At 59.7% G+C, this 24,989-nt stretch carries 20 protein-coding genes; 6 read left to right on the forward strand and 14 right to left on the reverse strand.

Annotation, left to right across the window (positions count from 1 at the left end; translation table 11 throughout):
- Positions 1-83: 83 nt before the first annotated feature.
- Complete coding sequence (locus tag RCH93_RS17280) at positions 84-1,529, reverse strand: DEAD/DEAH box helicase (protein ID WP_306549680.1); 1,446 nt, start codon at positions 1,527-1,529, stop codon at positions 84-86.
- 668 nt (positions 1,530-2,197) lie between these two features.
- Here RCH93_RS17280 and RCH93_RS17285 point away from each other — a divergent pair.
- Complete coding sequence (locus RCH93_RS17285; protein ID WP_306549681.1) at positions 2,198-3,058, forward strand: response regulator; 861 nt, start codon at positions 2,198-2,200, stop codon at positions 3,056-3,058.
- A 157-nt stretch (positions 3,059-3,215) separates the two neighbouring features.
- Here RCH93_RS17285 and RCH93_RS17290 read toward each other — a convergent pair whose 3' ends face one another.
- On the reverse strand, positions 3,216-3,542 hold the full coding sequence (locus RCH93_RS17290; protein WP_306549682.1) for a hypothetical protein: 327 nt from the start codon (positions 3,540-3,542) through the stop codon (positions 3,216-3,218).
- A 447-nt stretch (positions 3,543-3,989) separates the two neighbouring features.
- On the opposite strand from RCH93_RS17290, the gene RCH93_RS17295 reads away from it, so the two are divergent.
- Positions 3,990-4,499 carry a hypothetical protein gene (locus RCH93_RS17295; protein WP_306549683.1) on the forward strand — a complete coding sequence of 170 codons (510 nt, stop codon included), beginning with the start codon at positions 3,990-3,992 and terminating at the stop codon, positions 4,497-4,499.
- Between the two features lie 211 nt (positions 4,500-4,710).
- On the forward strand, positions 4,711-6,525 hold the full coding sequence (gene ftsH, locus RCH93_RS17300) for an ATP-dependent zinc metalloprotease FtsH (protein ID WP_306549684.1): 1,815 nt from the start codon (positions 4,711-4,713) through the stop codon (positions 6,523-6,525).
- A gap of 71 nt (positions 6,526-6,596) precedes the next feature.
- On the opposite strand, the gene RCH93_RS17305 is transcribed toward ftsH, so the two are convergent.
- The 8 genes from RCH93_RS17305 to RCH93_RS17340 all read right to left on the reverse strand — a co-directional run bounded on the left by RCH93_RS17305 (position 6,597) and on the right by RCH93_RS17340 (position 17,301).
- A complete protein-coding gene (locus RCH93_RS17305) occupies positions 6,597-7,280 on the reverse strand; it encodes a CBS and ACT domain-containing protein (protein ID WP_306549685.1) in 684 nt (227 codons plus the stop codon).
- A gap of 39 nt (positions 7,281-7,319) precedes the next feature.
- Entirely contained in the window at positions 7,320-7,703 is a 384-nt protein-coding gene (locus RCH93_RS17310; protein ID WP_306549686.1) for a hypothetical protein, read from the reverse strand.
- Between the two features lie 9 nt (positions 7,704-7,712).
- Positions 7,713-8,690: a helix-turn-helix transcriptional regulator gene (locus RCH93_RS17315; RefSeq protein WP_306549687.1), complete on the reverse strand. Its 978-nt coding sequence runs from the start codon at positions 8,688-8,690 to the stop codon at positions 7,713-7,715.
- Positions 8,691-8,993: 303 nt separating this feature from the next.
- On the reverse strand, positions 8,994-10,322 hold the full coding sequence (glnA, locus tag RCH93_RS17320) for a type I glutamate--ammonia ligase (protein ID WP_306549688.1): 1,329 nt from the start codon (positions 10,320-10,322) through the stop codon (positions 8,994-8,996).
- 478 nt (positions 10,323-10,800) lie between these two features.
- Complete coding sequence (locus RCH93_RS17325) at positions 10,801-12,981, reverse strand: glutamine synthetase III (RefSeq protein ID WP_306549689.1); 2,181 nt, start codon at positions 12,979-12,981, stop codon at positions 10,801-10,803.
- Positions 12,982-13,093: 112 nt separating this feature from the next.
- Positions 13,094-15,682 carry a [protein-PII] uridylyltransferase gene (gene glnD / locus RCH93_RS17330; RefSeq protein WP_306549690.1) on the reverse strand — a complete coding sequence of 863 codons (2,589 nt, stop codon included), beginning with the start codon at positions 15,680-15,682 and terminating at the stop codon, positions 13,094-13,096.
- On the reverse strand, positions 15,682-16,020 hold the full coding sequence (locus RCH93_RS17335) for a P-II family nitrogen regulator (protein ID WP_306549691.1): 339 nt from the start codon (positions 16,018-16,020) through the stop codon (positions 15,682-15,684). Before RCH93_RS17335 ends, glnD begins: the two co-directional genes overlap by 1 nt.
- A 60-nt stretch (positions 16,021-16,080) precedes the next feature.
- The gene (locus RCH93_RS17340) at positions 16,081-17,301 is read right to left on the reverse strand and encodes an ammonium transporter (RefSeq protein ID WP_306549692.1); all 1,221 of its coding nucleotides are present in this window, start codon (positions 17,299-17,301) and stop codon (positions 16,081-16,083) included.
- 544 nt (positions 17,302-17,845) lie between these two features.
- Here RCH93_RS17340 and RCH93_RS17345 point away from each other — a divergent pair.
- The gene (locus RCH93_RS17345) at positions 17,846-18,229 is read left to right on the forward strand and encodes a PilZ domain-containing protein (RefSeq protein WP_306549693.1); all 384 of its coding nucleotides are present in this window, start codon (positions 17,846-17,848) and stop codon (positions 18,227-18,229) included.
- A gap of 49 nt (positions 18,230-18,278) precedes the next feature.
- Here the strand turns inward: RCH93_RS17345 and RCH93_RS17350 are convergent, their stop codons facing one another.
- The 3 genes from RCH93_RS17350 to RCH93_RS17360 all read right to left on the reverse strand — a co-directional run bounded on the left by RCH93_RS17350 (position 18,279) and on the right by RCH93_RS17360 (position 21,805).
- A complete protein-coding gene (locus RCH93_RS17350) occupies positions 18,279-19,688 on the reverse strand; it encodes a mannose-1-phosphate guanylyltransferase/mannose-6-phosphate isomerase (RefSeq protein WP_306549694.1) in 1,410 nt (469 codons plus the stop codon).
- 50 nt (positions 19,689-19,738) lie between these two features.
- Positions 19,739-21,112 (reverse strand): phosphomannomutase, encoded by a 1,374-nt coding sequence (locus RCH93_RS17355; protein ID WP_306549695.1) that lies wholly within the window; start codon positions 21,110-21,112, stop codon positions 19,739-19,741.
- Positions 21,113-21,214: 102 nt separating this feature from the next.
- On the reverse strand, positions 21,215-21,805 hold the full coding sequence (locus RCH93_RS17360) for a CvpA family protein (protein WP_306549696.1): 591 nt from the start codon (positions 21,803-21,805) through the stop codon (positions 21,215-21,217).
- Between the two features lie 163 nt (positions 21,806-21,968).
- Between RCH93_RS17360 and RCH93_RS17365 the strand changes: the two genes are divergently transcribed.
- Complete coding sequence (locus RCH93_RS17365) at positions 21,969-22,691, forward strand: 4'-phosphopantetheinyl transferase superfamily protein (RefSeq protein ID WP_306549697.1); 723 nt, start codon at positions 21,969-21,971, stop codon at positions 22,689-22,691.
- On the forward strand, positions 22,684-23,517 hold the full coding sequence (gene mutM, locus RCH93_RS17370; protein WP_306549698.1) for a bifunctional DNA-formamidopyrimidine glycosylase/DNA-(apurinic or apyrimidinic site) lyase: 834 nt from the start codon (positions 22,684-22,686) through the stop codon (positions 23,515-23,517). The genes RCH93_RS17365 and mutM overlap by 8 nt, the downstream gene beginning before the upstream one ends.
- A gap of 119 nt (positions 23,518-23,636) precedes the next feature.
- Here the strand turns inward: mutM and RCH93_RS17375 are convergent, their stop codons facing one another.
- Positions 23,637-24,989 carry a sigma 54-interacting transcriptional regulator gene (locus RCH93_RS17375; RefSeq protein ID WP_306549700.1) on the reverse strand — a complete coding sequence of 451 codons (1,353 nt, stop codon included), beginning with the start codon at positions 24,987-24,989 and terminating at the stop codon, positions 23,637-23,639.

Consider the following 24,989-nt stretch of genomic DNA (forward strand, 5'->3'; position numbering starts at 1 on the left):
TTATGATCAGGGTCAGCAGCAGGGGCCAGAGAAACAAAATCCCTGGCGGCCAAGACAGTCTTTCCCCTGATCCCCGCGCTAATTTATCCCCTTCCCCGCCGTTTCCCCTGCTTCAGCGATTGCGAACCGCTTGCCCCTGACCGGGCCGGCGGCCGGCCGCTCTTGTCGTTTCTTCGTCCGGTGGATGGTTTAGGGCCTGTGCTCGCGCGCCGGCCGGAGCCTTTTGCCGCCCCTCGCCCCTCTTCGGTCTTTCCCTGCGGCTTGGCCCCGCTGGTCGATTTGGCCGATTTTGCGGCTTTGGCCGCAGCCCGACCGGCCACCAACTCTTTGATCGCCTTGCCCGCCTTTTTCTCGCTGGCGGCATTGTTGGGCCGATAGAGCACATAGTCCGGGACGTCGGTCCCTTCCGAATAGCCGGTGACGATTTCCACCGGAATCTTCTGCCCAAGCAGGGTTTCGATGGCCTGCAGATGTCGGTTTTCCTCATGACTCACCAGAGAAACTGCGATGCCGGTTTCGCCGGCGCGACCGGTGCGGCCGATGCGGTGGACATAATCCTCGGCAATGGTCGGCATGTCGTAATTGACCACATAGGGCAGATTGACGATGTCCAGGCCCCGGGCCGCCACATCGGTGGCCACTAAAATGCGGACGTCGCCGCGCCGAAATTCCTCCAGGGTCCGCGTCCGCAGCGACTGGCTCTTGTTGCCGTGCAAGGCGGCGGCGCGCAGCCCCTGCTCAACCAATTTTTCGGTGATTCTATTGGCCCCGTGTTTGGTGCGGCAAAAAACCAGCACCCGGCTCCATTTGCCCGAGGCGAGCAGGTGGATCAGCAGGGCGCGCTTGTTGGCCTGTTCGACCAGATGCACCTTCTGCACCACCGATTCAGCGGCAGTGGCCGTGGGCGTTACCTCGACGCATTCCGGATCCTTGAGCAGGATCGCGGCCAGATTGCGAATCTCCTGGGTGTAGGTGGCGGAAAACAGCATGGTGCGGCGTTCCGTGGGCAGGAGTTCGAGAATCTGGGAAATTTCCCGGCTGAAGCCCAGATCGAGCATCCGATCCGCCTCGTCAAACACCAGAAACTCGATCCGGGAGAGGTCCAGATGTCCCTGCCCCGCCAAATCCAACAAGCGGCCTGGTGTGGCGACCAGAATATCGACTCCGCGATGCAGCCGCTCGATCTGCGGTTCGATGTTGATCCCGCCGTAGACCACGGTGCAACGCAGCGAAACCCGCCGGGCATAGGCCTTGATGCTCTCGCCCACCTGCAGCGCCAACTCGCGCGTCGGGGCCAGGACAAGGGCGCGGGGATGGCGCTCGCCATAGATGTGGCGGCTGAGGATCTCAACCATGGGCAGGGCAAAGGCGTCGGTTTTGCCGGTGCCGGTCTGGGCGCGGGCCAGGATGTCGCGCCCTTCGAGAATCACGGGAATGGCCCTGGCCTGGACCGGAGTGGGAGCGACGTACCCTTTGGCGACAACCGCTTTCAGCAGTTCGTCCCGAAGGTCAAGTTGATCAAATGACATAAGCGTATCCTTCATGGTTGTGCACAAGCTTTGGGGCGACGCCAATACACTGGAAAAACAGCCGACAATACAAGCCGGAGTTCCAGTGGCGTTGCGCTCCAAAAGGGGAAGTCAGGAGGGAATCTGACGGTTTCACAATGAATGGGGCAGAGACGAGAATCCGGGGAGAGAAAGAACGGCCCCTGCTTTGTTTGCAGCCTACCCTATTTGCAGCCGGAATGACAGCGAGTTGGTGGGCGAAAGCAAGCAAAAACAACCGCCCGGACAAAAAATCCCGGGATTGGCGCTTGGCTCGAACGCATCCGTCGGATGCACGCCTTTTCCCTCTCACCGCCTGCGCATCAACCCATCCTCATACCCATGAGATCCGGTCGGCGCAGGGCAGAACGGCGCAGCCTGGTGCGAGCGTCATGCCCCGTCGCTCCGGCAGGAGTTTGGCAAGGCCTTGCCTTGTCATGCTCGCTCGTGATCATTATCTTTTGATAATACCACAGGGTAGCATGATAAAAATTTGAATTTCATTTATTATTGATCAGTTGTCAACACCATGACCAGCAATTCAATCTATTGCAAATCGTCTTCAAGGGCAAGCGGCGCAGCACAGGCAAGACGATTTTGGGAATACGGCCGGAAAGCACTCGATCAACATCCATCCCCAGGAGGACTGCATGAAGGAACTCATCGGTTGGCTCAAAGACATTGAGCATCTGGCAAGCGTCGCCTATCGGCAGGCGGCGGCGTTGCATGCGGAGGACGCCGAATTCAGCGCCTTTCTCTCCCGTATTGCCGACGACGAGGCTTGGCATTGCCAAGTCATGGGCAACGCGGCGGATTTCCTTGCCTCCGGCGAGGAGCACCTTCCAGCCATCGCCGTCGACGTGGCGACCAGTGAGCAAATCAAAGGGTATTTTGAGGAAATGCAGCAGGGGTTGGATCAACAAACCCTTTCCAAGCAAGGGCTGATCGAAAAAATCATGGAGGCCGAACTCTCGGAATGGAACAAGATCTTTCTGTACGTGGTCAGCCAGCTCAAGGAAAAAAACAGCGAATTCAAATATCCGGCGGCGCGGATTCAAGCCCACATCCAGGAAATTGAGCGATTTGCCGCGACCCTGGCGGGAGGCGCGCAAATTGTCGAACAAATCCGGGCGCTGCCCAAGGTCTGGGTCGAGAACATCCTGATTGTGGACGACGAGGCAACCATCACCCAACTGATCCGTTCTCTCCTGGAAGGCGCAGGCAACATCGACGTCGCCGGCAACGGTCAGGAGGCCTTAGAGTTGATTGACCGCACCTATTACAAACTGATCATCAGCGACATGAGCATGCCGGTAATGGACGGCGAGCGATTGTTTGAGCATGTGGCGGCCCGATTCCCAGACGCCAACAAGCGGTTTCTCTTTATGACCGGGGAACTCACCTCTGAGCGGGCGGACTTTTTTAAACGCCGTCACCTGCGCTACATGACCAAACCCATGCACATCAAAGATCTCAGGGAGGAGGCGGCGGCCATTCTCCGCTCCATCTAAAATCTTATCCTTGCCGGCGGCCGGGTTGGAGGTTTTCTTCACCAACCCGGCCGTTCAACAACGCCTGAGCAAAACGCAAGGGCCGCAGCGCCATCAGGGTTTACGGCATAATTCGTTGACCGTTGCCGCCAAGATCCGCCCCTTTGGGGGAACCCGGCTACCACCGGTCGCGGTCCGAGTGATGATGCCGATGATGCGGCCGCCGGTATTCATAGTTATACACCGGGGGAGGAGGCGGGTAATGCCGCCAACCCCTTGCCCGGTAATGCGGAGGCGGCGCCGGGCGCCACCGATCCCAACCGTAATACTGGGGCGGAGGTCGATGGTGGACATAGCGGGGTCCGTAATCGTAGTACGGGGTCGGGGCGCCGACATTAAAGCCCACATACACGCTACTGCCGGCGGCGGCCGGTTTGGGCTGACTGGCCATGGTCATCAGGGCGCACAGCAACATGCCGGCAACAACCATCATTCTGCTCTTCATTTTAATGCTCCTCTAGGTTGGATTATTTGCGTTGCCGTCTTCGGCAACCGTCGCGCAGCTTCTTTTTGACCGCTCGATTACAGCCGTCGACCGGGCCTGCCCCGATCCTTTGCCTCCAACGTAGCCCTGCTTTTCAACCCTGTCAGTGGACATCGGGCGATTTGGGACCCGACGCCGGGCCATGTCGGGTCCATGTCGTGGTCCCATCATTTTAATATTACGCCAATTTCACAAAACATGGCCGTTGCCCGCAAACACCGCCTGTTGCCGACGGATCGGCGTCCACAGACGATTACGCCACCGAAATACGACTGGCGCAGCCGATCCGCACGGTGGGTCACCGCCATAAAACGCCAGCCAAGGGTCTTTCTAACCAGAGTGGGATATGGTAAGGAAAACGGCGTGTCAGAGGGGCGATTCCAACAATTTTCAGGGGAGACAACAGCGGTGAGCCATCAGCAGCAAGAGCGATTTATCTACATTGTCGGCGAACAACAAAACGGCATTATTCCCGAGAACCCCGAGGTGTTTGCCTACGCCAGGGAGTCGATGCAGCAGATCGACACCAAGGAACTGGCCATGGTCATTGCCAACGTCTTTGCCAAGGGGCAGTACTTCCCCGGCTCCGACGGCGCCCTGGCCTCGGTGATCCATGAATTCGCCAGCCGGTCTGATCGATTCAACCGCGAGAAAGCCAAACGAAAAAAAGGCCGCTGCACCATCATCACCGCCTTTAAACGCTTAGACGGCGAGATATCGGTCAAGGTCGCGGCGGTGACGGCCGTGACCCCGGGCGCGCTGAAGATGGATGCGCCGGAAGTCTTCCACGACCTGCTGGTGGCCACCCTGCCCGAGTATCAGGAGGCCTTCACCGAGGAAGCCTACGCCCCTGATTCAAAAATTATCGACATTATTAAGGAAACCACCCTGCATCACATCACCGGCAAACTGCAGTGAGGGGCCTCCCGGTTTCCGGGTTGCCGCCGGCCGGTTTCGCGCCCCCGCCTCGGCGGATTTCGCTCTATTGACCGCGCCTCTGCCCCTGTCCTGGAAACGGCGTCTACCCTAGCGAGAAAACAGGAAATTTTACTGGCGCCCCGAAGGCCCGGCGGTTATTCTTGCAAACACCTTTTACCCGATTCTGCAGCATCCCTTTGCCGAGCATGCCATGGAAAACAAACATAAATACAATGTGATTTTTGCAATTTTCGCCGCCTTCGGCATCCTGATCATTCATGAAATCTGGGTTGAGCAGCAAAGCATCAGCCCGGTGCCCTACAGCGAGTTGGAAACCCTGCTGCAGCAAGGCAAGGTGGCGGAACTGACCATCCGGGAAAAATACATTGTCGGGGAATTGAAGGAACCGGAACAGAACGGCAAGAAGATCGTTGTCGCCAACCGGGTCGAACCCGGCTTGGCCGAGCATCTGTCGCAATACCGCGTGCCCTACACCCAGGTGTACGAGAGCAAGGTGCTGGTGACCCTGCTCTCCTGGATTGTCCCGGCGCTGATTTTTTTCGGCATCTGGATGCTGATTTTTCGAAAATTCGCGGACAAACAGGGCATGGGCGGCGGCTTCATGAACATTGGCAAGTCCAAGGCCAAGGTTTATGTGGAGCACCAGACCGGGGTGAGTTTCGCGGATGTGGCAGGGGTGGAGGAAAGTAAGGCGGAATTGCAGGAGATTGTCGATTTCCTCAAGGCGCCGGACGATTACGGCAAGTTGGGCGCGAGGATGCCCAAGGGCGTGCTGCTGGTGGGTCCTCCCGGCACCGGAAAAACCCTGCTGGCGCGGGCGGTGGCCGGCGAGGCCGGGGTGCCGTTTTTTTCGATCAGCGGTTCGGAATTTGTTGAGATGTTCGTGGGCGTGGGCGCGGCTCGGGTGCGCGATCTCTTTGAGCAGGCGCGAAAATCAGCGCCGGCAATCATCTTCATCGACGAACTCGACGCCCTCGGCCGAGCCCGATCCGCCGCCGGCCTGGGCGGCAACGACGAACGCGAACAGACCCTCAATCAGCTATTGGTGGAACTGGACGGCTTTGACGTCACCAGCGGATTGGTGCTGCTGGCCGCCACCAACCGGCCGGAAGTGCTTGATCCGGCCCTGCTCCGCGCCGGCCGCTTCGACCGCCAGGTCTTGGTCGACCGGCCGGACAAACTCGGCCGCATCGCCATCCTCAAGGTGCACATGAAAAAAATCGAGATGGGCGACGACGTTGACGCCAGTCAGGTGGCCGATCTCACCACCGGTTTTTCCGGGGCCGATCTGGCCAATCTGGTCAACGAGGCGGCCCTGCTGGCCACCCGGCGTCAGGCAACCGAAGTCCGAATGGAGGACTTCACCCAGGCCATCGAGCGGATTATCGCCGGCCTGGAAAAGAAGAACCGACTGCTTAACCCCCGGGAGCGGGAGATTGTGGCCTACCACGAGGTCGGCCACGCCTTGGCCGCCCTGGCCCTGCCGGGAACCGATCCGGTCTATAAAATCTCGATTATTCCACGGGGCATTGGCGCCTTGGGCTACACCCTGCAGCGACCGACCGAAGACCGCTTTCTGATGACCAAGGAAGAATTGGAGCACAAAATTGTGGTCCTGCTCGGCGGCCGTGCGGCGGAAAAGCTCATCTTCAACCACCTGTCCACCGGCGCCGCCGACGACATCGCCCGGGCCACCGACATTGCCCGAAACATGGTCACCCGCTACGGCATGGACCCGGCCATCGGCTTTGTCGTGTATGAGGAAAACCAGCAGACCTTTCTCGGCCAGCACGGCCACGGCATCAACGGCTGCCAGATCAGCGACGGCACGGCCCAGCAGATCGACGTCTCGGTGCGCAAGATCATTGACGACACCTTTGCCGTGACCTACCGGATTATGGAAAACAACCGTCCGGTCCTGGAGCGGTGCGCCAAGGTGCTGCTCGAAAAGGAAACCCTGCTCGAGAAGGAACTGCTCGAAATGACCGGCGATCTCCAGCGCTAAACGCCAGCGCTAAAACGCAAAAAGCCGGAAGGATGGCCTCCTTCCGGCTTTTTTTGATGGACGAAAATCGGTTAGGCCGCGGCCTGCGAGGGCAGGAAGGGGCGCAGATCCTGCTCGTACCGGGTCAGCACCTTAAACCCGTTGGCTTCCAGGGCGGCAATCGCCTTGTCGCCGTCCGCCTTGGCCACCCGGATCACCAGATGTGAGATGTCGGGATAGCCCTTAGCCGGCCAGCAGAAAAAGCTCTGCAGATTGATCCGCTGCTCCTTGAGAATGGCGGTAACTTCGGCCAGTCGACCAATCCGGTCGTCAACCAGCACCCCAAGACGCACGCTCTCCTCGCTCATGCCGATGGCCTGCAGCAACACCGCCATGACGTCGGTGCTGGTGACGATGCCGACCAGTTGGTCGCCGACCATCACCGGCAGCGAACTGATGTTCTCGGTCTGCATGATGTAGGCCGCCCGTTCGATGGTGGTGTCGGGGGCCACGGTCTTCACCGTCTTGACCATAATCATCGCCACCTCCACCTTTTGCAGCAGGTAATGCAATTCGTGGGCGCTGAGCGAGGTGGCGGGCGAGGCCCAGTTCTGCTTCAAATCCCGATCCGAGACCATGCCGACCAGTTTTCCCTTTTTATTGACGATCAGCAGATGCTCGATCTGGTGTGCGTCGATCAGTTCGCGGGCCTCGACCAGGGTGGTTTCCGGGGGTGCGGTGACAAGGTTGGTGTGCATGATTTGGCCGATATACATAGGGTGCTCCTTTCTTAAAAACCACTGCGGTTGACAGTTTTAATAACTGATTTTCCTCACCACCAACGATCCGTTCTCGGGATGGCGATAACTGATTTCGCCTTGCAGCTGTTCTTCCGCCACCTGCCGGGATAGCTGCATCGACAGGATGAGGGAGCCGGGCCGGGGCCGTTTGACCAGCCACTTCACCGTGGCGCCGTCCTGCACGAAGCCTGAAGGGGCCGGCGAGGCCGAGGTCATTTTCACCCCCGGCGGAATCTGCTGCAGGACAATAAAGGCGGCAGGCACCGGCTTTTGGATGGTCAGCAGCATCTGCACGTCGCTGCCGCCGCCGGCCAGATACCGCCCAACCACGCCGCTCTCCGCAGCCGCCATCCCCCCAAAAATCAGCGCCAACAGGATCTGCACAAGGAAAGGTCGCATCGAAAGCTCCTATTCCTTGCCGTCCGCCAGCGAGGAGGGGACAAAGGTTTGCGTTTTTTTGTTCCAGGCGTATTTGCCGGCCAGCCACAACTCTTCAATGGCCGTAAAATTAATCAGATTTTCACCGGGAATGGAATAGGTTTCGTAGGCCTTGAGAATTTCACTGTCGCTGATGACGGAGTCTTTGTCGCTGTCCACCCAATGATAGGGGGCAATCACGATCCGCGTCGGGCCGCCGATGGCGTCGCCGGCGCTCTGCCCTTCCCGGGAGATGACGTCGCCGGAAAAGCCGATCTCCTCGTCGGGCCGCAATTTCTTGCCCGGCTCGACCAGATAGAGGAAGACGGCCTTGCCGTTGCTCAACTTGCCGATCCATCGGGGATTTTTGCCGAATTGCTTCGCTGCGCCTTCGTCGGCCGGACCCACCGCCTCGCAGTCGCCGAGCAGTTCCTCCCGGATCAGCAGGGTGTTGTGGGCCTCAACTGCGCCTGTGGTCTGAATCAGCACCGGAAAGGGAAGATTGGGGGCTGTATGCGTGGGCATGGTCCTGGTGGCGCGGATGTCGGAGCGATTGGACCACACGGCGAACCCGACCATGACAACCACCGCGAGCAGACCGCCGCCAACGCCGATCCACAGCCTTCGGCGGGCGAGCAATCGCTGCAGCCTGCCCGCGGCAATCGGCGCAGCCGATGTTTCCGTCGCGGTTTGGACGGCGGCCGAATCGGCGCCTTCGGCAACAGATCCATCCTCCCCCTCGGCCCCGGCTTCCGCTTCCAGCAGTTCCTCAAGGGATACTTCCAGGGCCTCGGCCAGTTTTTTCGCGTTTTCCAGCTTAATCGAGGGATAACGGCGGTTTTCCCACCGGGAAATGGTGTCCGTGGTCACGCCCACCACGGTTGCCAGATAGAGCTGGGTCAACCCCTTCTGCTCCCTGATCAACCGGATGGCATTGCCGTTGACGTCTACGCTGTTGCTGCTGTTCATCGCATATCGTGTGAAGGAAAGCGTCGAAGCAGTCAGCTCCGCGCGCGCTTGTCGCCGGCGTGGCCATCTGCCGACCTCAACAGGAACGAACACTCTGCCGCCCCTATCCCCTGCTTCCAATGGCCCATTATAAGCGAACCGCCAGCTGAAAGCTACCTGCGCCGCAGGGAAACGCCGAGCATGTACGCAGCAACCCGCCCCTGGCCGTGAGCCCCGCACCGCAAGCAAGCCGTTCGCCCTCGCCAAAAAAAGGGCGCTTCCGAAGAAGCGCCCTTGCCCAACAGCGTCAGATGATCAAAAAGATCAATATCTGCTCAGATAGGTGTCCAACTCCCAATCGGTGACGGCGGTGCGGAAGGCGTCCCATTCCTTCTCCTTGCCCTCGATGTATTTCTCGAGGATGTGCGCGCCCAAGGCTTCCTTGGCAATCGGATTGGCCTTCAGTTCCTGGATGGCCTCGTACAGGTTGGCCGGCAGGCTGGCAATCCCGGCTTCCTCTTTCTCGGCGGCGGTCATCTCGAAGATGTCGACATTGACCGAATCCGGCACCGGCAGGTTGTTCTTGACGCCGTCCAGACCGGAATTGAGCATCATCGCAAAGGCGAGATATGGGTTGCAGGTGGGATCCGGGCAACGCACCTCGGTCCGGGTGCCCAGACCGCGGGAGGCCGGGATGCGGACAAGCGCGGAACGATTCGACGCCGACCAAGCCACATAGACCGGGGCCTCGTAACCGGCCACCAGACGTTTGTAGGAGTTGACCAGCGGGTTGGTGACGCCGCAGAAGCCCTTGGCGTTCTTCATGATGCCGGCGATGTACTTGTAGGCCACCTCGCTCAGCTGCAGCGGACCCTTTTCGTCAAAGAAGGCGTTGGTGCCGTCGACATTGAACAGCGACTGGTTGGTGTGCATGCCGGAACCGTTGATGCCGAACACCGGTTTGGGCATGAAGGTGGCGTGCAGGCCGAACTCGGCGGCGATCGAACGGACAACCCACTTGAAGGTGACGGTGTTGTCTGCGGCGGTCAGGGCGTCGGCATACTTGAAGTTGATCTCATGCTGGCCTTCGGCCACCTCGTGATGGGAGGCCTCGATCTCAAAGCCCATCTCCTCCAGGGTCTCAATGATGGCGCGGCGGCAGTCGATGCCGGCGTCATCGGGCTCGACGTCGAAATAGCCGGTAACATCGTCGGTGATGGTGGTAGGGTGGCCCTCGTCGTCGCGGCGGAACAGGAAAAATTCGCACTCGGTGCCGACATTCATGGTGTAGCCCATGGTTTTGGCGTCGGCAAGCACGCGTTTGAGGTTGTTGCGGGGGCAGCCTGCAAAAGGGGTGCCGTCGGCTTTGTAAACGTCGCAGATGATGCGGGCGGCGTTGCAGCCGTCTTTTTCACGCCACGGCAGGACCACAAAGGTGTCGTAATCCGGCTTGAGGTACATGTCGGACTCGTTGATGCGAACGAATCCCTCGATGGAGGAACCGTCGAACATAATCTTGCCGTCCAACGCTTTTTCGATCTGGCTGAGCGGCATGGCGATATTCTTCATGGCGCCGAAGATATCGACAAACTGGAGGCGGAAGAAATTGACGTTCTTCTCTTTGATGATTTTCATAATTTGGTCGCGGGTCATAATTCTGCTCCTTATTCTTTGTGGATTCTGATTGCCAACAAACTGCAGCCAGGGTCAGCAGGCGCTGGGGGCTCGGCTGGGTGTGCAGTTCGCCATAAGCCAACCGGTCAGCCACGGGCCTCCAGCTGAAACCGGCAATTGCAACGATAACAACATTGTCGTTTCCGCAACGAGATGCGAACGACGTTCTTGAACATGGAAAAGATCAATACCCGACCTTAATCATCAGCTACAGTACGAGAGTTGCGCAGGCAGGTCAACCACCAATAGGGGTTGGGAGTGCGGTTCACGGATCTGATCCTCGCTCGTGCGCGGGACGAATGGCGCCGGCGGATTCGGCCGCGTTGGCCTCAAGCGGGCTCTGGCTGACGAGGGGGGAAACTGCGCGGCAGTCTGGCGCGAAAGGCCGCCTTGCGCACGAAGAAAAGGCCGCCCCCTGCTGGGAGCGGCCTTGAACGTTTTCGTGATGCAGCCGGGATCAGCGGATGAACAGCATCTCCTGGTAGGAGGGCAGCGGCCACAGATCGTCAGCCACCACGGACTCCAGAGCGTCGGCGTAACCGCGAACCGCCAGCATGGCGGGCAGCACCTTGTCGCACATGTACTTGGCGTGGGTCAGGGTGTCGCCGCCCTCATGGGCCAGCAGCTTCTCCAGTTTGTCCACTTCGACCTGCATGGCGCGCAGGTTGGTGGTGACTTCCTCCAGGGTGACCATCTTGAAGTCGTGACCAATGGCCTGCATGCTGGCGCAGGTCTCAGCCAGCTGGCCCTGGTAGCGCATCGCGGCCGGAAAGATCACGGTGCGGGCCATACGGATCACCAAGTTGGCCTCGGTGGCGACGGTCTTGACGTACTGCTCCAGGTAGATCTCCTGACGGCTCTTCAGTTCGGCCTCGGAGAGGACATTGTACTTGGTGAAGAGTTCCACCACGTCCTTGCTGGTGAGCACGGGCAGGGCTTCGGGGGTGGTCTTCAGGTTGGGCAGTCCGCGCTTGGCCGCTTCCTTGTGCCAGGCGTCGGAGTAGCCGTCGCCGTTGAAGATCACGGCGTCGTGCTCCTTCATGATCTTCTGCAGCAGCATCTGCACGCCTTCGTTGAACTGGGTCTTGTTGACTTTGCCCAACTTCTCCAATTCGGTTGCCACGTAATCAAGCGATTCCGCCATCATCGTGTTCAGGGCCACCTGGGCGCCGGCGATGGAGTGGGAAGAACCCACGGCGCGGAACTCGAAGCGGTTGCCGGTGAAGGCAAACGGGCTGGTGCGGTTGCGGTCGCCCGGATCCATGGGCAGCGGCGGCAGGGTGTCGACGCCGATGTTCATGATGCCCTTGGTCTTGGACCCCTTAACCTCGCCCTTCTTGATCTGCTCGAAGACATCGGCCAATTGCTCGCCCAGGTAGGCGCTCATGATGGCCGGCGGGGCCTCGTTGGCGCCCAGGCGATGGTCGTTGGAGGCGGAAGCCACGGTGGCGCGCAGCAGAGCGCCGTGCTTGTGCAGGGCGCGGAGGGCGGCGGCGCAGAACACCAGGAACTGGGCGTTGGAGTGGGGGGTTTCGCCCGGATCAAACAGGCTGCCCAACTCGGCGTTGCCCAAGGAGTAGTTGAGATGCTTGCCCGAGCCGTTGATGCCGGCAAAGGGCTTCTCGTGGAGCAGGCAGATCATGCCGTAGCGCTTGGCCACGCTGCGCAGGGTGGTCATGACCAGCTGGTTGTGGTCGGTGGCCAGGTTGCCCTGCTCATAGATCGGGGCGATTTCGAACTGGGCCGGGGCCACTTCGTTGTGGCGGGTCTTGACCGGCACGCCCAGCTTGAAGAGCTCCCGCTCAACTTCCATCATGAAAGAAAGCACGCGGCGATTGATCACGCCAAAGTACTGGTCCTCGAACTCCTGGCCCTTGGCCGAAGGCGCGCCAAACAGCGTGCGGCCGGCGATGAGCAGGTCGGGACGGGAGAACACAAAGTTGCGGTCAACCAGGAAGTATTCCTGCTCGGGACCAGCGTAGGACCCGACCGGCAGTTTGGTGTTGACGCCGAAGAGACTGAGCACGCGCTTGGCCTGCTTGTTCAAGGCCTGCTGGGAGCGCAGCAGCGGGGTCTTCTTGTCCAGGGCCTCGCCGGTCCAGGAAACAAAGGCGGTGGGGATGCAAAGGAAGGTGCCGTTAGGATTCTCAAGGATGTAGGCCGGGCTGGTGACGTCCCAGGCGGTGTAGCCGCGGGCTTCAAAGGTGGCGCGCAGTCCGCCGGAGGGGAAGCTGGAGGCGTCGGGCTCGCCCTGGATGAGCAATTTGCCGGAGAACTCGGCCATGGCGCCGCCGTCGCCGTCGGGAACCAGGAAGGCGTCATGCTTTTCAGCGGTGAGGCCGGTCAGGGGGTAGAAAACATGGGTAAAGTGGGTCGCGCCCTTCTCAATGGCCCAGTCCTTCATGGCGTTGGCGACCACGTCGGCAACCGAGGCGTCGAGTTTCTCGCCAAAGGCGATGGTGTTCTTCAGCGACTTGTAGACATGCTTGGGCAGACGTTCCTTCATGATCTTGTCATTGAAGACGTTGGAACCAAACACGTCGGTGGGTTTTGTTTCGCTGAAATTCAGGGGGGCATGGGATGGCTGGTAGTTGATGATTGCCGAAATGGCGTTCAGACGGGCCTGGATTCCACTCATAGTGCACGCTCCATAATGGGGTTGAAAAGGTAATACCTACAGCTCGGAAATTAGCTTGTGGATTGATGTAAAACCCGGCCGCTGCCGGATACTGTTGCTCTTGCGGGCGGCGCTACAAGCCGGCGGGTTCGGGTTCCGCCTCCTCCGCGCCGATGATCCGCATCAGGGTCATGCTGATTTTCCCCTTGGTGTCTTCATCGGTCAGCTTGGCGCCGCTTTGGGTGCTGACATAAAAGATGTCGATCAGCTGTTCGACCTCTGTGGCGATGTGGGCCCGGTGAATGGTCAGGCCGAAATCCGCCAGGGTCTGGGTCAGCCGATAGAGCGTCGCCCGACTGTCGCCGCCGTACACCTCAACAAGGGTGTACTGTTGCGAGGTCTGGTTGTCGATCACCACCTTGCGCTCCAACTGCTGCACCAGGCGAGCCCCGCCGTAACTCTGCGGCTGGCTGCGCTCGCTCAGCTGATAGCCGACGTCCAGACGATAGTTGATCGCCAGATTCAAATCCCGCTCCACCGCCGGCCAATCCAGCTCGTCAAAACTGCGCGAGGTGGCGGGCACGACCTCAAGGGCGTCGACCACCGTTCCGTCCGGCCAGGTGAAAATCTGCGCCGACAACACCGTCAGGTTGTGCAGGGCGAGCACGCCGCAAAACTTGGCCAGCAGCCCCACTTTGTCTGGGCCCATGATCAGCAGCGACCAGGAACGACTGCCCATTTCGGCAAAGAGCAGAATCTGCTGTTTGAGCCGGACCGCGTTTTCGGTGTGCAGCGCCAAGTGCTGCAACACCGCCTCCAGACTGAAACTGAGCAGATAGTCGGCGGGCAGCTGCGCGATCTCGATGCGGGTAGGGCGGCCGTCCAATTGAGCCAAAATCTGATCCCGGAGCCAACTGACCCCCTGGGCCTCCTCGCCCTCGTCCACCTGCTCGACATGGCAGTCGGCGCCAAGGCAGGCTTTAAGATTCAGGTACAGCTCGGAGAGCAGGCTCGATTTCCAATCCGACCAGGCCGACGGACCGGTGGCCTTGGAATCGGCGATGGTCAACAGGTACAGCATGGTCAGACGCTGGGCGTCGCCAATCAATTCCGCCGCCTGCCGAATGAATTCGCGGTCGCTGAAATCGCGGCGCATCGCATTCTCCGGCAGATACAGGTGGTGGCGAATAAGAAAGGCCAGGGTTTCGCACTCTTCCGCCGAAAACCGCAACCGGGCGCCGATGCCGGCGGCCATTTCCGCGCCCAGGACCGAATGGTCGCTCTGCTTGCCCTTGCCGATGTCGTGCAGCAGGGCCGCCAGAAAAAGCGCGTCCGTATCCGTGAGCTCGGCAAACAGTTCAGGGTTGCTCTTTTGCAGCAGCCGCAACTCGACCACGGTCTGCAACTGGTGCCGGTCAACCGTGTATAGATGGTACAGATCGTGCTGGGCCAGCGATTCCACCCCGGCAAATTCCGGGATATAGCGGGTCAGCAGGCCAGTGGCGAGCATGGTTTCCAGCACCGCAAAAATTCCGTCCGCCTGGGCCAGCACTTCAAGAAACACCTTGGCCACCCGTTTGGAGCCGCGAAAATGCTCATCCACCAGGTCCAGGTGGTTGGCGACGACCTGCCGGGTGCGGTGATGCAGCGGCAGCCCCGTGCGCCCGGCCTGGAGGAAAAGGCGCATCAGCAGGTAGGGGCGTTCCGCCAGATCTTCCAGCGAGGTCAAACGGATCGTGCCGCCCCGGACGACTATGGAGCGTTCCAGTTGCTGTTCCACCGCCAAGCCGCCGGTGAGCCCCAGGACCTCATGCACGTGTTCAAAAAACAGGTCGGTGACCATGGAAACCGTCTGCAGATGACCGTAGACGTCGCGCATGAAATGCTCGACCCCCAGCATGCCGCCTTCGTCCCGGTAATCAAAGGCCGAGGCGGTCTCCTGCTGCAACTCAAAGATCAGATGATCGTTTTTTCGACGGCAGAGCAGATGCAGCCGATTTCTAATCTTGGTCAGCATGGACCAGGCATTTTCAAAGGCCTGCCGGTTGACGTCCTCCAGCATGCCCGACGACTGGATGGCGTCGAGATCCTGCAGACCAAACACGCCCTTGGCCACCCAGCACATGGCTTGGATGTCGCGCAGGCCGCCCTTGCCTTCCTTCACATGGGGTTCCAGCAAGTAGGTGTGGCTGCCGTATTTCTGCCAGCGCTCCAGCTTGAAGGCATCCATGGTGCGGACAAATTCATGCCGCCGGCCGTCAAACACCTTTTTCACATACCGCGACTGCAACTCGGCAAAGAGTTCCTGGGAGCCGGTCAGCAAGCGGGCGTCCAGCAACGACACCTGAAAATGGAAATCATCCAGGGCAAACTGCACCGCGTCCTTGACCCCGCGCACACTGTGCCCGACCTCAAAGCCCTCATCCCACAGGGGATAGAGTAGGGCCTCGGCCACTGCCTGCATCGACTTTTTCGACCACCAGTCGTGTAACAGGAGGAGGTCGATGTCCGAATGCGGATACATTTCACCGCGGCCATAACCGCCCAGGGCAATAACGGCGATCGAACCCCGCGCCTTCTGGACCGCCGGGGCGCTGTTAAACTGACGGATGATGAATTCGTCCACCAACGCCGCCGAGCGTTGCAGGATCTCCTGACCGCTGAGGCCCTGTCGCCAGGCGTCGACCAATGCTTCCTGCTGCGACCGCAAGGTTGAGGCCATCAGACGGCCTCGCTGCCGGTCTCCCCGGTCCGGACGCGCACCACCCGCTCCACCGGCAGGACAAAAATTTTGCCGTCGCCAATTTTGCCGGTTTTCGCCACATGCAGGATGGTGTCGATCACCTGATCAACCTGTTCATCCGGGACGATCACCTCAAGTTTAATTTTCGGGATAAAATCAACGACATACTCCGCGCCGCGATAGATCTCGGTGTGGCCCTTCTGCCGGCCGTATCCCTTGACCTCGGTTACCGTCATCCCTTTGACGCCAATGCCGTTCAAGGCGTCCTTCACCTCGTCGAGCTTAAAGGGTTTGATAATGGCTTCAATTTTCTTCATGGCGATCTCCTCACGATTGTCCGATTCGCTTCAAGTCGACGCTTCGCCGCCAGACCCGCCTCAGTTGTAGGCGGTCTCCGAATGTTCGGTGTAATCCAGCCCCTGATGCTCGGCTTCCTCGGTGATCCGCAGCCCCATGGTCGCATGCACGCCCTTGAGGATCAACCAACTGACCACAAAGGCATATCCGCACACCACGCCCACGCCGATGCACTGAGCGAGCAACTGCGCCCCGTTTCCGGCCAGCAGACCGTCCACACCCGCCGGATTGACGGTTTTGTCGGCAAAAACGCCCAACAACAGGGTGCCGGTGACGCCGCCCACGCCGTGGATGCCGACCACGTCAAGCGAGTCGTCGAACTTGAACTTGCTTTTCATATTGACTGCCAGATAGCAGACAATTCCCGCGATCAACCCTATAACAATCGCCGCGTTCGGTCCAACAAAACCTGCCGCCGGGGTAATGGTGGCCAGACCGGCAACGGCGCCGGAAGCCGCGCCCAGAGTGGTGGGTTTGCCCAGTTTGATCCACTCCATGACCGTCCACATCGCCATCCCGGACATGCCCGCCAGATGGGTGGCGACAAAGGCCGCGGCCGCCGTTTCATTGGCCGCCAGGGCGCTGCCGCCGTTGAAGCCGAACCAGCCAAACCACAGCAAGCCGGTGCCGAGCACGGTCATCGGCAGATTATGGGGCATGAAATTGGTCTGCCCGTAGCCTTTGCGCGGACCGATCACCATCACCGAGGCCAAGGCTGCAGCGCCGCAGGTGGCGTGCACCACCAACCCGCCGGCAAAATCGAGCACGCCCAGTTTGGCCAGCCAACCGCCGCTGCCCCAGATCCAGTGACACACCGGATTATAGACCAACACCGCCCACAGGAGACTGAAGACGACAAAAGCGGGAAAACGCACCCGCTCGGCAAAGGCGCCGGCGATCAGGGCCGGGGTAATGACGGCAAACATGCACTGATAGATCATGAAAACCGTGTGCGGAATGGTGGTCGCGTAGGTGGCGCTCGGCGCGTTGCCCACGCCCTTGAGGCCCACCCAGGACAGGTCGCCGATGAAGCCGCCCACGTCGGGGCCAAAAGACATCGAATAACCCAAATACACCCATTCCAGCGAAATCAGCGAAATCAGAATGAGGCTTTGCATCATGGTGCCCAGCACATTCTTGCTCCGCACCATGCCCGCGTAAAACAGAGCCAACCCAGGCGTCATCAGCAACACCAAGCCAGCTGCCGCCAGAACAAACGCAGTATCCGCGCCGTTGATCATCTCCCCCTCCCTGTATATTACATTCTTGTGTAAAAATTTTACGCGATTGTAACAAAGGAGGAAAAAATATTCAAGCTGTTCCAAGGAACTTTTTCATTGTCAAAGAACTGCGTCAGGCATGACAAAAGGCTCCGGCAGCAAATAACGGAGGGGGTCGCAAAAGCAGCCAGGTTCCCATAATCAACACAGCCCAACCTCTCGCCAGCGAGAGCCGCAATAATGTGCTGGTTGCTGCGTATTTACAAAAAAGGCGCCATCCCCAAAAAAACATCACAACCATTGAAAACACATACATAAAATCATTCCACCACACGCAAACCGGCCGGAAACAGCTCTACATATTTGTCATAGTTAGCGACAAAATAAACAAAATTGTCCGCCATCACCTTTTCCTGCAGGTTGATTTGACAAAGCAAAATGCAACCTGTAGACTTGATTCACGAATTTTGTTTCTGCACCTTCAATTCACTTGCACGACACGACAAGCCGCACCGGGAACGAGCGGCAATATTGTCTTGTGCAAGCACTCTGCACAGGCATGAACATGACCACGGAACGCAGACAATACATCCGGCCCGAAGCTTTGAATTTACTCGATTATCTCGTGGTCGACGAACAGGGACGCCAGGGAGAGTACTCCATGGCAAGAACCCTGAACGTCAGCAAGGGCGGCATTTTAATGGAAACACACATGCCGCTGCCGCAGGGGCAACAGGTGATGATCACGCTGGGCCTGAAGGACCAACTGATCGATGTGATGGGACGCATTGTATATACGACCAACGCGTCTGGTCGTTATCAGAATGGGGTGGAGTTTTTTCACGTCTCCGACAACGACAAGCGCGTTCTCGACGACTATGTGGCGGCGTTTCACAAATTGTACGCCGGGGACACCGCCCAACACCCGCTGCCGGGCGAGACGCGCTGATCGCCTCAACCTCCAGGCAGCGGGGCGACCAGCGCGAAACGGCGGGCGTCTACCCTTGCACCCGGCCGTATTCGTCGTCAAAACGGACGATATCGTCTTCGCCTAGATAGCTGCCAATCTGCACCTCAATCAACTCCAGGGGAATCACCCCTGGATTTTCCAACCGATGCACCGTGCAACTCGGGATGTAGGTTGCCTCGTCTTCCTTGAGCAGGATCGACAGTTTGCCGTTCTGTACCTTGGCGGTTCCCGACACCACCACCCAATGTTCATGGCGATGGTGGTGCATCTGCAGGGAGAGCCGCGCCCCCGGATTAACGGTGATGCGCTTGATCTGGAAACGATCCTGCATCTCCAGGGTGGTGTAACTGCCCCAGGGTCGATACACGGTGCGGTGCACATGGTATTCCGGCCGCTTTTCCCGTTTCAGCCGGTCGACAATTTTTTTCACATCCTGGGAGCGATCCATCGGCGCCACCAGCACCGCGTCGGCAGTTTCCACCACCAGGGTGTCGCGAAGCCCGACCGTGGCCACCAGGGTGTGCTCGGAACGAACCAGGGAGTTGTGTACATCCTCAAGCAAAACGTCACCGTAAACCGCGTTGCCCTGGTCGTCCTTGGCGGCAACCTCCCACAGCGCCCCCCACGAACCGATGTCGCTCCAGCCGATGTTGGCCTCCACCACCGCAGCCTGATCGGTTTTTTCCATCAGGGCGTAATCGATGGAATCCGACGGACAGGCAGCCATGGCCTCGGCGCCAAAACGGAAAAAGACGCCATCCGGTTTTCCCGTCGCCACCGCCTCGGTCATGCACTCGACAATCACCGGGGCATGCTTGTGCATCTCGGCCGCCAGGGCGTCGGCGGTGAAGGCGAACATGCCGCTGTTCCACAGGTAGTTGCCGCTGGCCAGATACTGTTTGGCCGTCGCCAGATCCGGCTTTTCGACAAAGCTCTCCACCTGAACGCCCTGCCCCCGCGCAATGTAGCCGTAACCGGTCTCAGGATGATCGGGCACAATGCCGAAGGTGACGATCCGCCCCTGCCGGGCAAGAGCCGCAGCCTCGGCCACCGCCTGTGCAAAGGCCTCGGCCTTGGCGATGAGATGATCGGCCGGCAGCACCAAAAGCACGTCGTCGCCGCGCCCCTGGCCGATTACATAGGCTGCGGCGCCGCAGATGGCCGGGGCGGTGTTTTTGCCCATCGGTTCCAACAGAATATGGAAATCAGCGGCAAGCCCCAAGGCCTGAATCTGGGTTTTGGTCAAGAACCGGTGCTCTTCGCCGACCACGATGATCGGGGCCAACACGCCGTCCAGCGCGGAAAGGCGCTGCACCGTGGTCTGCAACAGGGAAAAATCGCCGGTCAAACTGATCACTTGCTTGGGATAGAGTTCCCGTGAAAGCGGCCAGAGCCGGGAGCCGGTGCCGCCGGCCAGAATAATGGGTTGAAGAGCCATCAAATCACCTCAGGGTTGTTGGTCGTTGTTCGCGATGTCTGCAAAAATGTTCAGGCCCGAATCAGCTGGAGCAGTTCTTCAGTCTTGTCCCGCAACAAATGTTCGTTGCCGCGGGTTTCGACATTGAGCCGCAACACCGGCTCGGTGTTGGATTTGCGCAGGTTAAAACGGTAGTCGGGGTATTCGATGGAGACGCCGTCGGTGAAGTCCCGCGCGCCGTCGGCGTACCTGCGCTCTATGCGGGCGATGACCGCGTCGGGATCAGCCACCTTGGAGTTGATTTCGCCGCTCACCGGATAGGCGGCCATCCGCTCGTCGCAGAGTCGCGACAGCGGCTGTCCGGAAAGACTCATCAGACGGCAAACGAGCAGCCAGGGCAGCATCCCGGAGTCGCAGTAGCCAAAGTCGCGGAAATAGTGATGGGCCGACATTTCGCCGCCGTAGACTGCGTCCAGAGCGCGCATGTTCGCCTTGATAAAGGCGTGCCCGGTCCGCGTCATGGCGGGCGTGCCGCCGGCGGCCAACACCATTTCCCGGGTGTTCCAGATCAGACGTGGGTCGTGGAGGATGGTTGCGCCCGGCTGCTGCTGCAACAGGGCGGTCGCCAGGAGACCGACGATGTAGTAGCCCTCGATGAATCGGCCGTTCTCGTCGTAGAGAAAACAGCGGTCAAAATCGCCGTCCCAGGCGATGCCGAGATCGGCGCCGTGTTCGCGCACGGCCTGGGCGGTGGCCTCCCGTTTCTCCGGCAGCAGGGGATTGGGCACGCCGTTGGGAAAACTGCCGTCAGGCTCATGCTGCATGCGGATGAATTCAAACGGCAGGTGCGGCGCCAACAGATCAACAACAGGCCCGGCGCAGCCGTTGCCGGCGTTGACCACCAGCTTCAACGGCCGCATCACCGTGCAATCGACCGTGGCCAAGAGATGCTTAATATAGGCCTGCTTGTCGGCAACCTGGGTACATACCCCGGGCCGGGCGGGCGTTTGCGCGCGCAGTTCGCGCAGCCAACCTTCGTCTCCGGCCATGCGGGCGATGTCCTCAAGGCCGCTGTCGCAGGACACTGGACGAGCGCCGCGTTCCACGATTTTCATGCCGTTGTATTCGGCTGGATTGTGGCTGGCGGTGATCATGATCCCGCCCTCGATTCCGGCAGCCTCGCCGCTGAACACGGCATGATAGACCTCCTCCGTGCCGCAGAGGCCGATGTCGACGACGTCAATTCCCTGATCGAGCAAACCGGCGATGATGGCCTTGGCAAGCTCGGGGCTGGTCAAACGCATGTCGCGACCGATCACCATCTTGCTCACCCGGCAGTGCCGGGCAAAGGCCAGGGCGATCCGCAGGGCGATCTGAGCGTCAAAATCCTCCGGAATCCTGCCGCGAACATCATAAGCCGTGAAACAGCGCAGCGACGTTGTCATACACTCACCCAAACCGTATATTTGAAAGAAACAGGGAAATGCGGTATACACCGCAAGTTCTAAGCCATGGTCCGCTCCCTCGCGAGAGCGGCAAAATCCTTGTTATTGCCGCGCCGGCTTGCGGGCCTCCGGCTGCTTCTCGCCGCCCTGGCCCGGCAACAGCTCGGAGAGAATCGCCGGCTCCTTCTGGGCAAAATACTTGCGCAGGCGGGGGTCGTCAATGAACGAGCGCAACAGTTCCGACCCCTGCCGCAGATACGGCGTTGAACAGGAGGCGCGCAGCAATTCGTTGGTTGCCGACAGACTGGACGCCAGGAACATGTACAGCAACGAGGCGACCACCGCCGCCTTGACCGCGCCGACGCCCAGCCCGGAGAGCCGATCCAGCCAACCGAGCAGAGTGATCTGGAGGAAGCGGTGCAGCACCTTGCCAATCAGGGTGAAAACGATGGCGGCAACGATAAAAATAAGGCCAAAGCTGACCAGAAAGGTCAATTTCGGATTATCGACAAAGCGCTCGGTCAAGGGCAGAATCGCATCCGCATACTGGCCGGCCAGATAGTAGCCGCCCACCAGAGCAAAAAAAGCGGCCAACTGGCGCACGCAACCGATCCACAGCCCCCGAACCAAAAAAAACAGAAAAATACAAGCAACCACCAGATCAAAATAGGTCAACTCAGCGAACGTGGGCATGGCGATAATTTTTTATGGATACAAAGGTGGAGATGCAGGTTGTGGTTGCGACGCCCCGGCAGGCGCAAACTTTTCGATTATACCGGATCTCTTGGTTATGACAAGGATTTGTCCTGATTCTGCACCGAAATCAGGGTTGGCGCTGTTGGCTTCGATGGAGGCATTGGCCCTTCGATTCGCGCCTGTGGCGCCTGCAAACGGTTGCCTTTCATTGCTTGACTTGCGGCAACTGCAGAACCTCCTCTCCAAGCAGGAAGGCGTCGAATTCTTGACCAGCCTGCTTTCACCCGCCGAAGCAGCCCTTTGGACCAATTTCACCTACCCAAAACGCCGACTGGAGTGGTTGGGCGGCAGGCTGGCGGCCAAGCACAGCCTGGGCAGACTGCTCGGTCGCGAACCGGCCCCGCTGTACCGCGACTACTCGCTCCTGCCCGACGAACATGGCCGGCCCTCCCTGGAACCGCTGCCTGGCATCAACGCAACCCCTCATGTCTCCATTTCCCACAGCCGCGACTACGCCGCCGCCCTGACCACCGCCACTGGGCGCTGCGGCCTGGACATTCAGCAAAAAAACGCCCGCCTGAGCACGGTGCAGGAACGGTTTGCCAGCGCAGAAGAGTTGGCCCTGCTGGCCGCGCTCCCCGACCCCTTGACCCGCCTGTGCCTGCTCTGGACGGCCAAGGAGGCGGTCAAAAAATGTTGTCTCTCCGACCAACCGACGTTTTTTGGCTCGATCAAACTGGTCGCGCTCTCCCCTGTGCCGACGGACGGCGCGTGGACGGCCCTAGTGCAGGTGCAGGGCGACGCCTCGGCCGAAATCGAGGTCTGCGTCGCGGAGTTCGAAGAGTATTGCATTGCCTGTGTCGCAGAGGAGCGCCATGCCTGAATTGCCGGAAGTGGAAGTGACCCGACGTGGACTGCTGGAGCAACTGCCGGGCAGGACCGTAACCGCAGTTTCCTGGAGTGCGCATCGCCTGCGCAGCGCAATCCCCCACCAGTTGCTGCGGGAGGAAATTGCCGGCCAACAAATCCGCACCGTCGACCGACGGGCCAAATATCTGCTGGTGCGGATGGCAAGCGGCGCGGTCTTGGTGATCCATCTGGGCATGACCGGCAAGCTTGGCGTGATAGAGCGGCAAACCGCGCCGCACAAACACGATCACCTGCTGCTGGAATTGGACAACGGGCTGGATTTGCGATTCAACGACAGCCGCCGATTTGGCGTGGTCCTCGTCTGGCTGGCGGAAAAGGCCGCCCAGTGCGAGGAAAACTTTTCCCTCAAAGAGGGCCTGGAACCCTTTGGCGACGACTTCACTGCGAAAACCCTGCACGCCCTGGCCCAACATCGGCGGATTCCGGTGAAGGCCTTGCTCATGACCAGCCGGCTGATTGCCGGTATCGGCAATATCTACGCCAACGAAATTCTGTTCGCCGCCAGAATCCATCCCCTGACGCCAGCCAATCAGCTGCCCCCGGCGGCGTGGCGGCTCGTTGTCAAAGAGACCCGACGCATCCTGCAACAAGCCATCGACGCCGGCGGTTCAACCATCTCCGACTTCCTCGGGGCCAGCGGCCATCCGGGCTACTTCCAACTGCAACTCGCGGTGTATGGGCGCAAGGATTCGCCCTGCCTGCGGTGCGGCCAGCCCATCGTCAAAACCACCCTGGCCGGCCGGGCAACCTTTCACTGTCCAGCCTGCCAACACGGCTGACCACAACTCGCCAGCCGCCACTGTCGCCTTACAGCAACAGCACTATTCCCTGTTTTGCCGTGGTTCCCCGGCCCGCCGCCTTACCGCTGTTGCGTAATGGCGACAACGCCCCGCCGCATTCAGTCTTTATACAACGCCGGCACAATATGATGCCGGTTGAGCAGTTTGTAAAAATCGGTGCGATTGCGCTGGGCCAAGCGGGCGGCTTGGGAGACGTTGCCCTGGGTGGTTTGCAGCAATTGGATGAGATATTGTTGCTCAAACTGTCGCCGGGCCTCGAAGAGCGGCAGGATTTTCTTCTGGTGTTGCTTTATGGCGTCATAGAGCAGATCCTCGGAGATCAATGACGAGGTTGCCAGGGCCACCGCATTTTCGACCACATTGTACAACTGCCGAATATTGCCCGGCCACGGCGCCTCCACCAGGATGTGCATGGCCTCCGGCGTGAACCGCTTTTCCAGGCCGTCGCCTTTTTCGGCGAGCAAACCCACAAAATGCTCTGCCAGTAGAGGGATGTCCTCTCTACGCTCGTGGAGCGGCGGCAAAGCAAGATTGACCACGTTTAACCGGTAAAAGAGATCCTCCCGGAAGGTGTTCTCCCGGATCGCCTCTTCCAAATTCCGATGCGTCGCGGAAATGATGCGCACATTCACTGGCACGGGGTGGGAACTGCCCACCGGTCGAATCTGCCGATCCTGAAGCACCCGCAGCAGCTTGACCTGAACATGGAGCGGCATGTCGCCGATTTCATCAAGAAAAAGCGTGCCATTGTGCGCCGACTGAAACAGGCCGGCATAGCTCTTGACCGCTCCGGTAAAGGAACCCTTGACGTGGCCAAACAGCTCGGACTCCAGCAAAGTTTCCGGGATTGCCGTGCAATTAACCGGAATAAAAGGACCTTTCCTATGCTGACTGGCCTTGTGAATGGCAATGGCCAGCAGTTCTTTGCCGGTGCCGCTTTCGCCGCGAATCAGCACGGTGGAATCGGTCTCGGCCACCAGTTTGGCGCGGGAGAGCAATTCCTCCATCACCGCGCTCTGGCACACAATATCCTGCCGCCAGGCGTCTCGCTCACCCAGGGTCTCGCCGGAGCCGCCGCCGCTCAGTTCAATGGCCCTTTCCACCTCCGCGACCAGCGCCGCGCCTTCGATGGGCTTGGTCAAAAAGGAAAAAACCCCCTGCCGCGTGGCCTCCACCGCCTCGGGAATGGAACCGTGGGCCGTGATGATAATCACCGGGACCGATTTGTTTTGCTTGCGGATCGCTTCAAACAACGACAATCCGTCGATCCCCGGCATCCGCAGGTCGGTCAGAACAACGTCCGGCTTGAAGGCGGCAAAGGTGGCCAGCGCCTCCTCGCCGCTGGCGGCCACGGCAACGTCGTATTCGCGGCTCTCCAGGCGCAATTTCCATAAACGAAGCAGATCGGTTTCATCATCGACGAGCAGTATCTTAGAATGATGAGGCCCCAT

The sequence above is a fragment of the Desulfobulbus sp. genome (assembly GCF_030824455.1).
Taxonomy (GTDB): domain Bacteria; phylum Desulfobacterota; class Desulfobulbia; order Desulfobulbales; family Desulfobulbaceae; genus Desulfobulbus.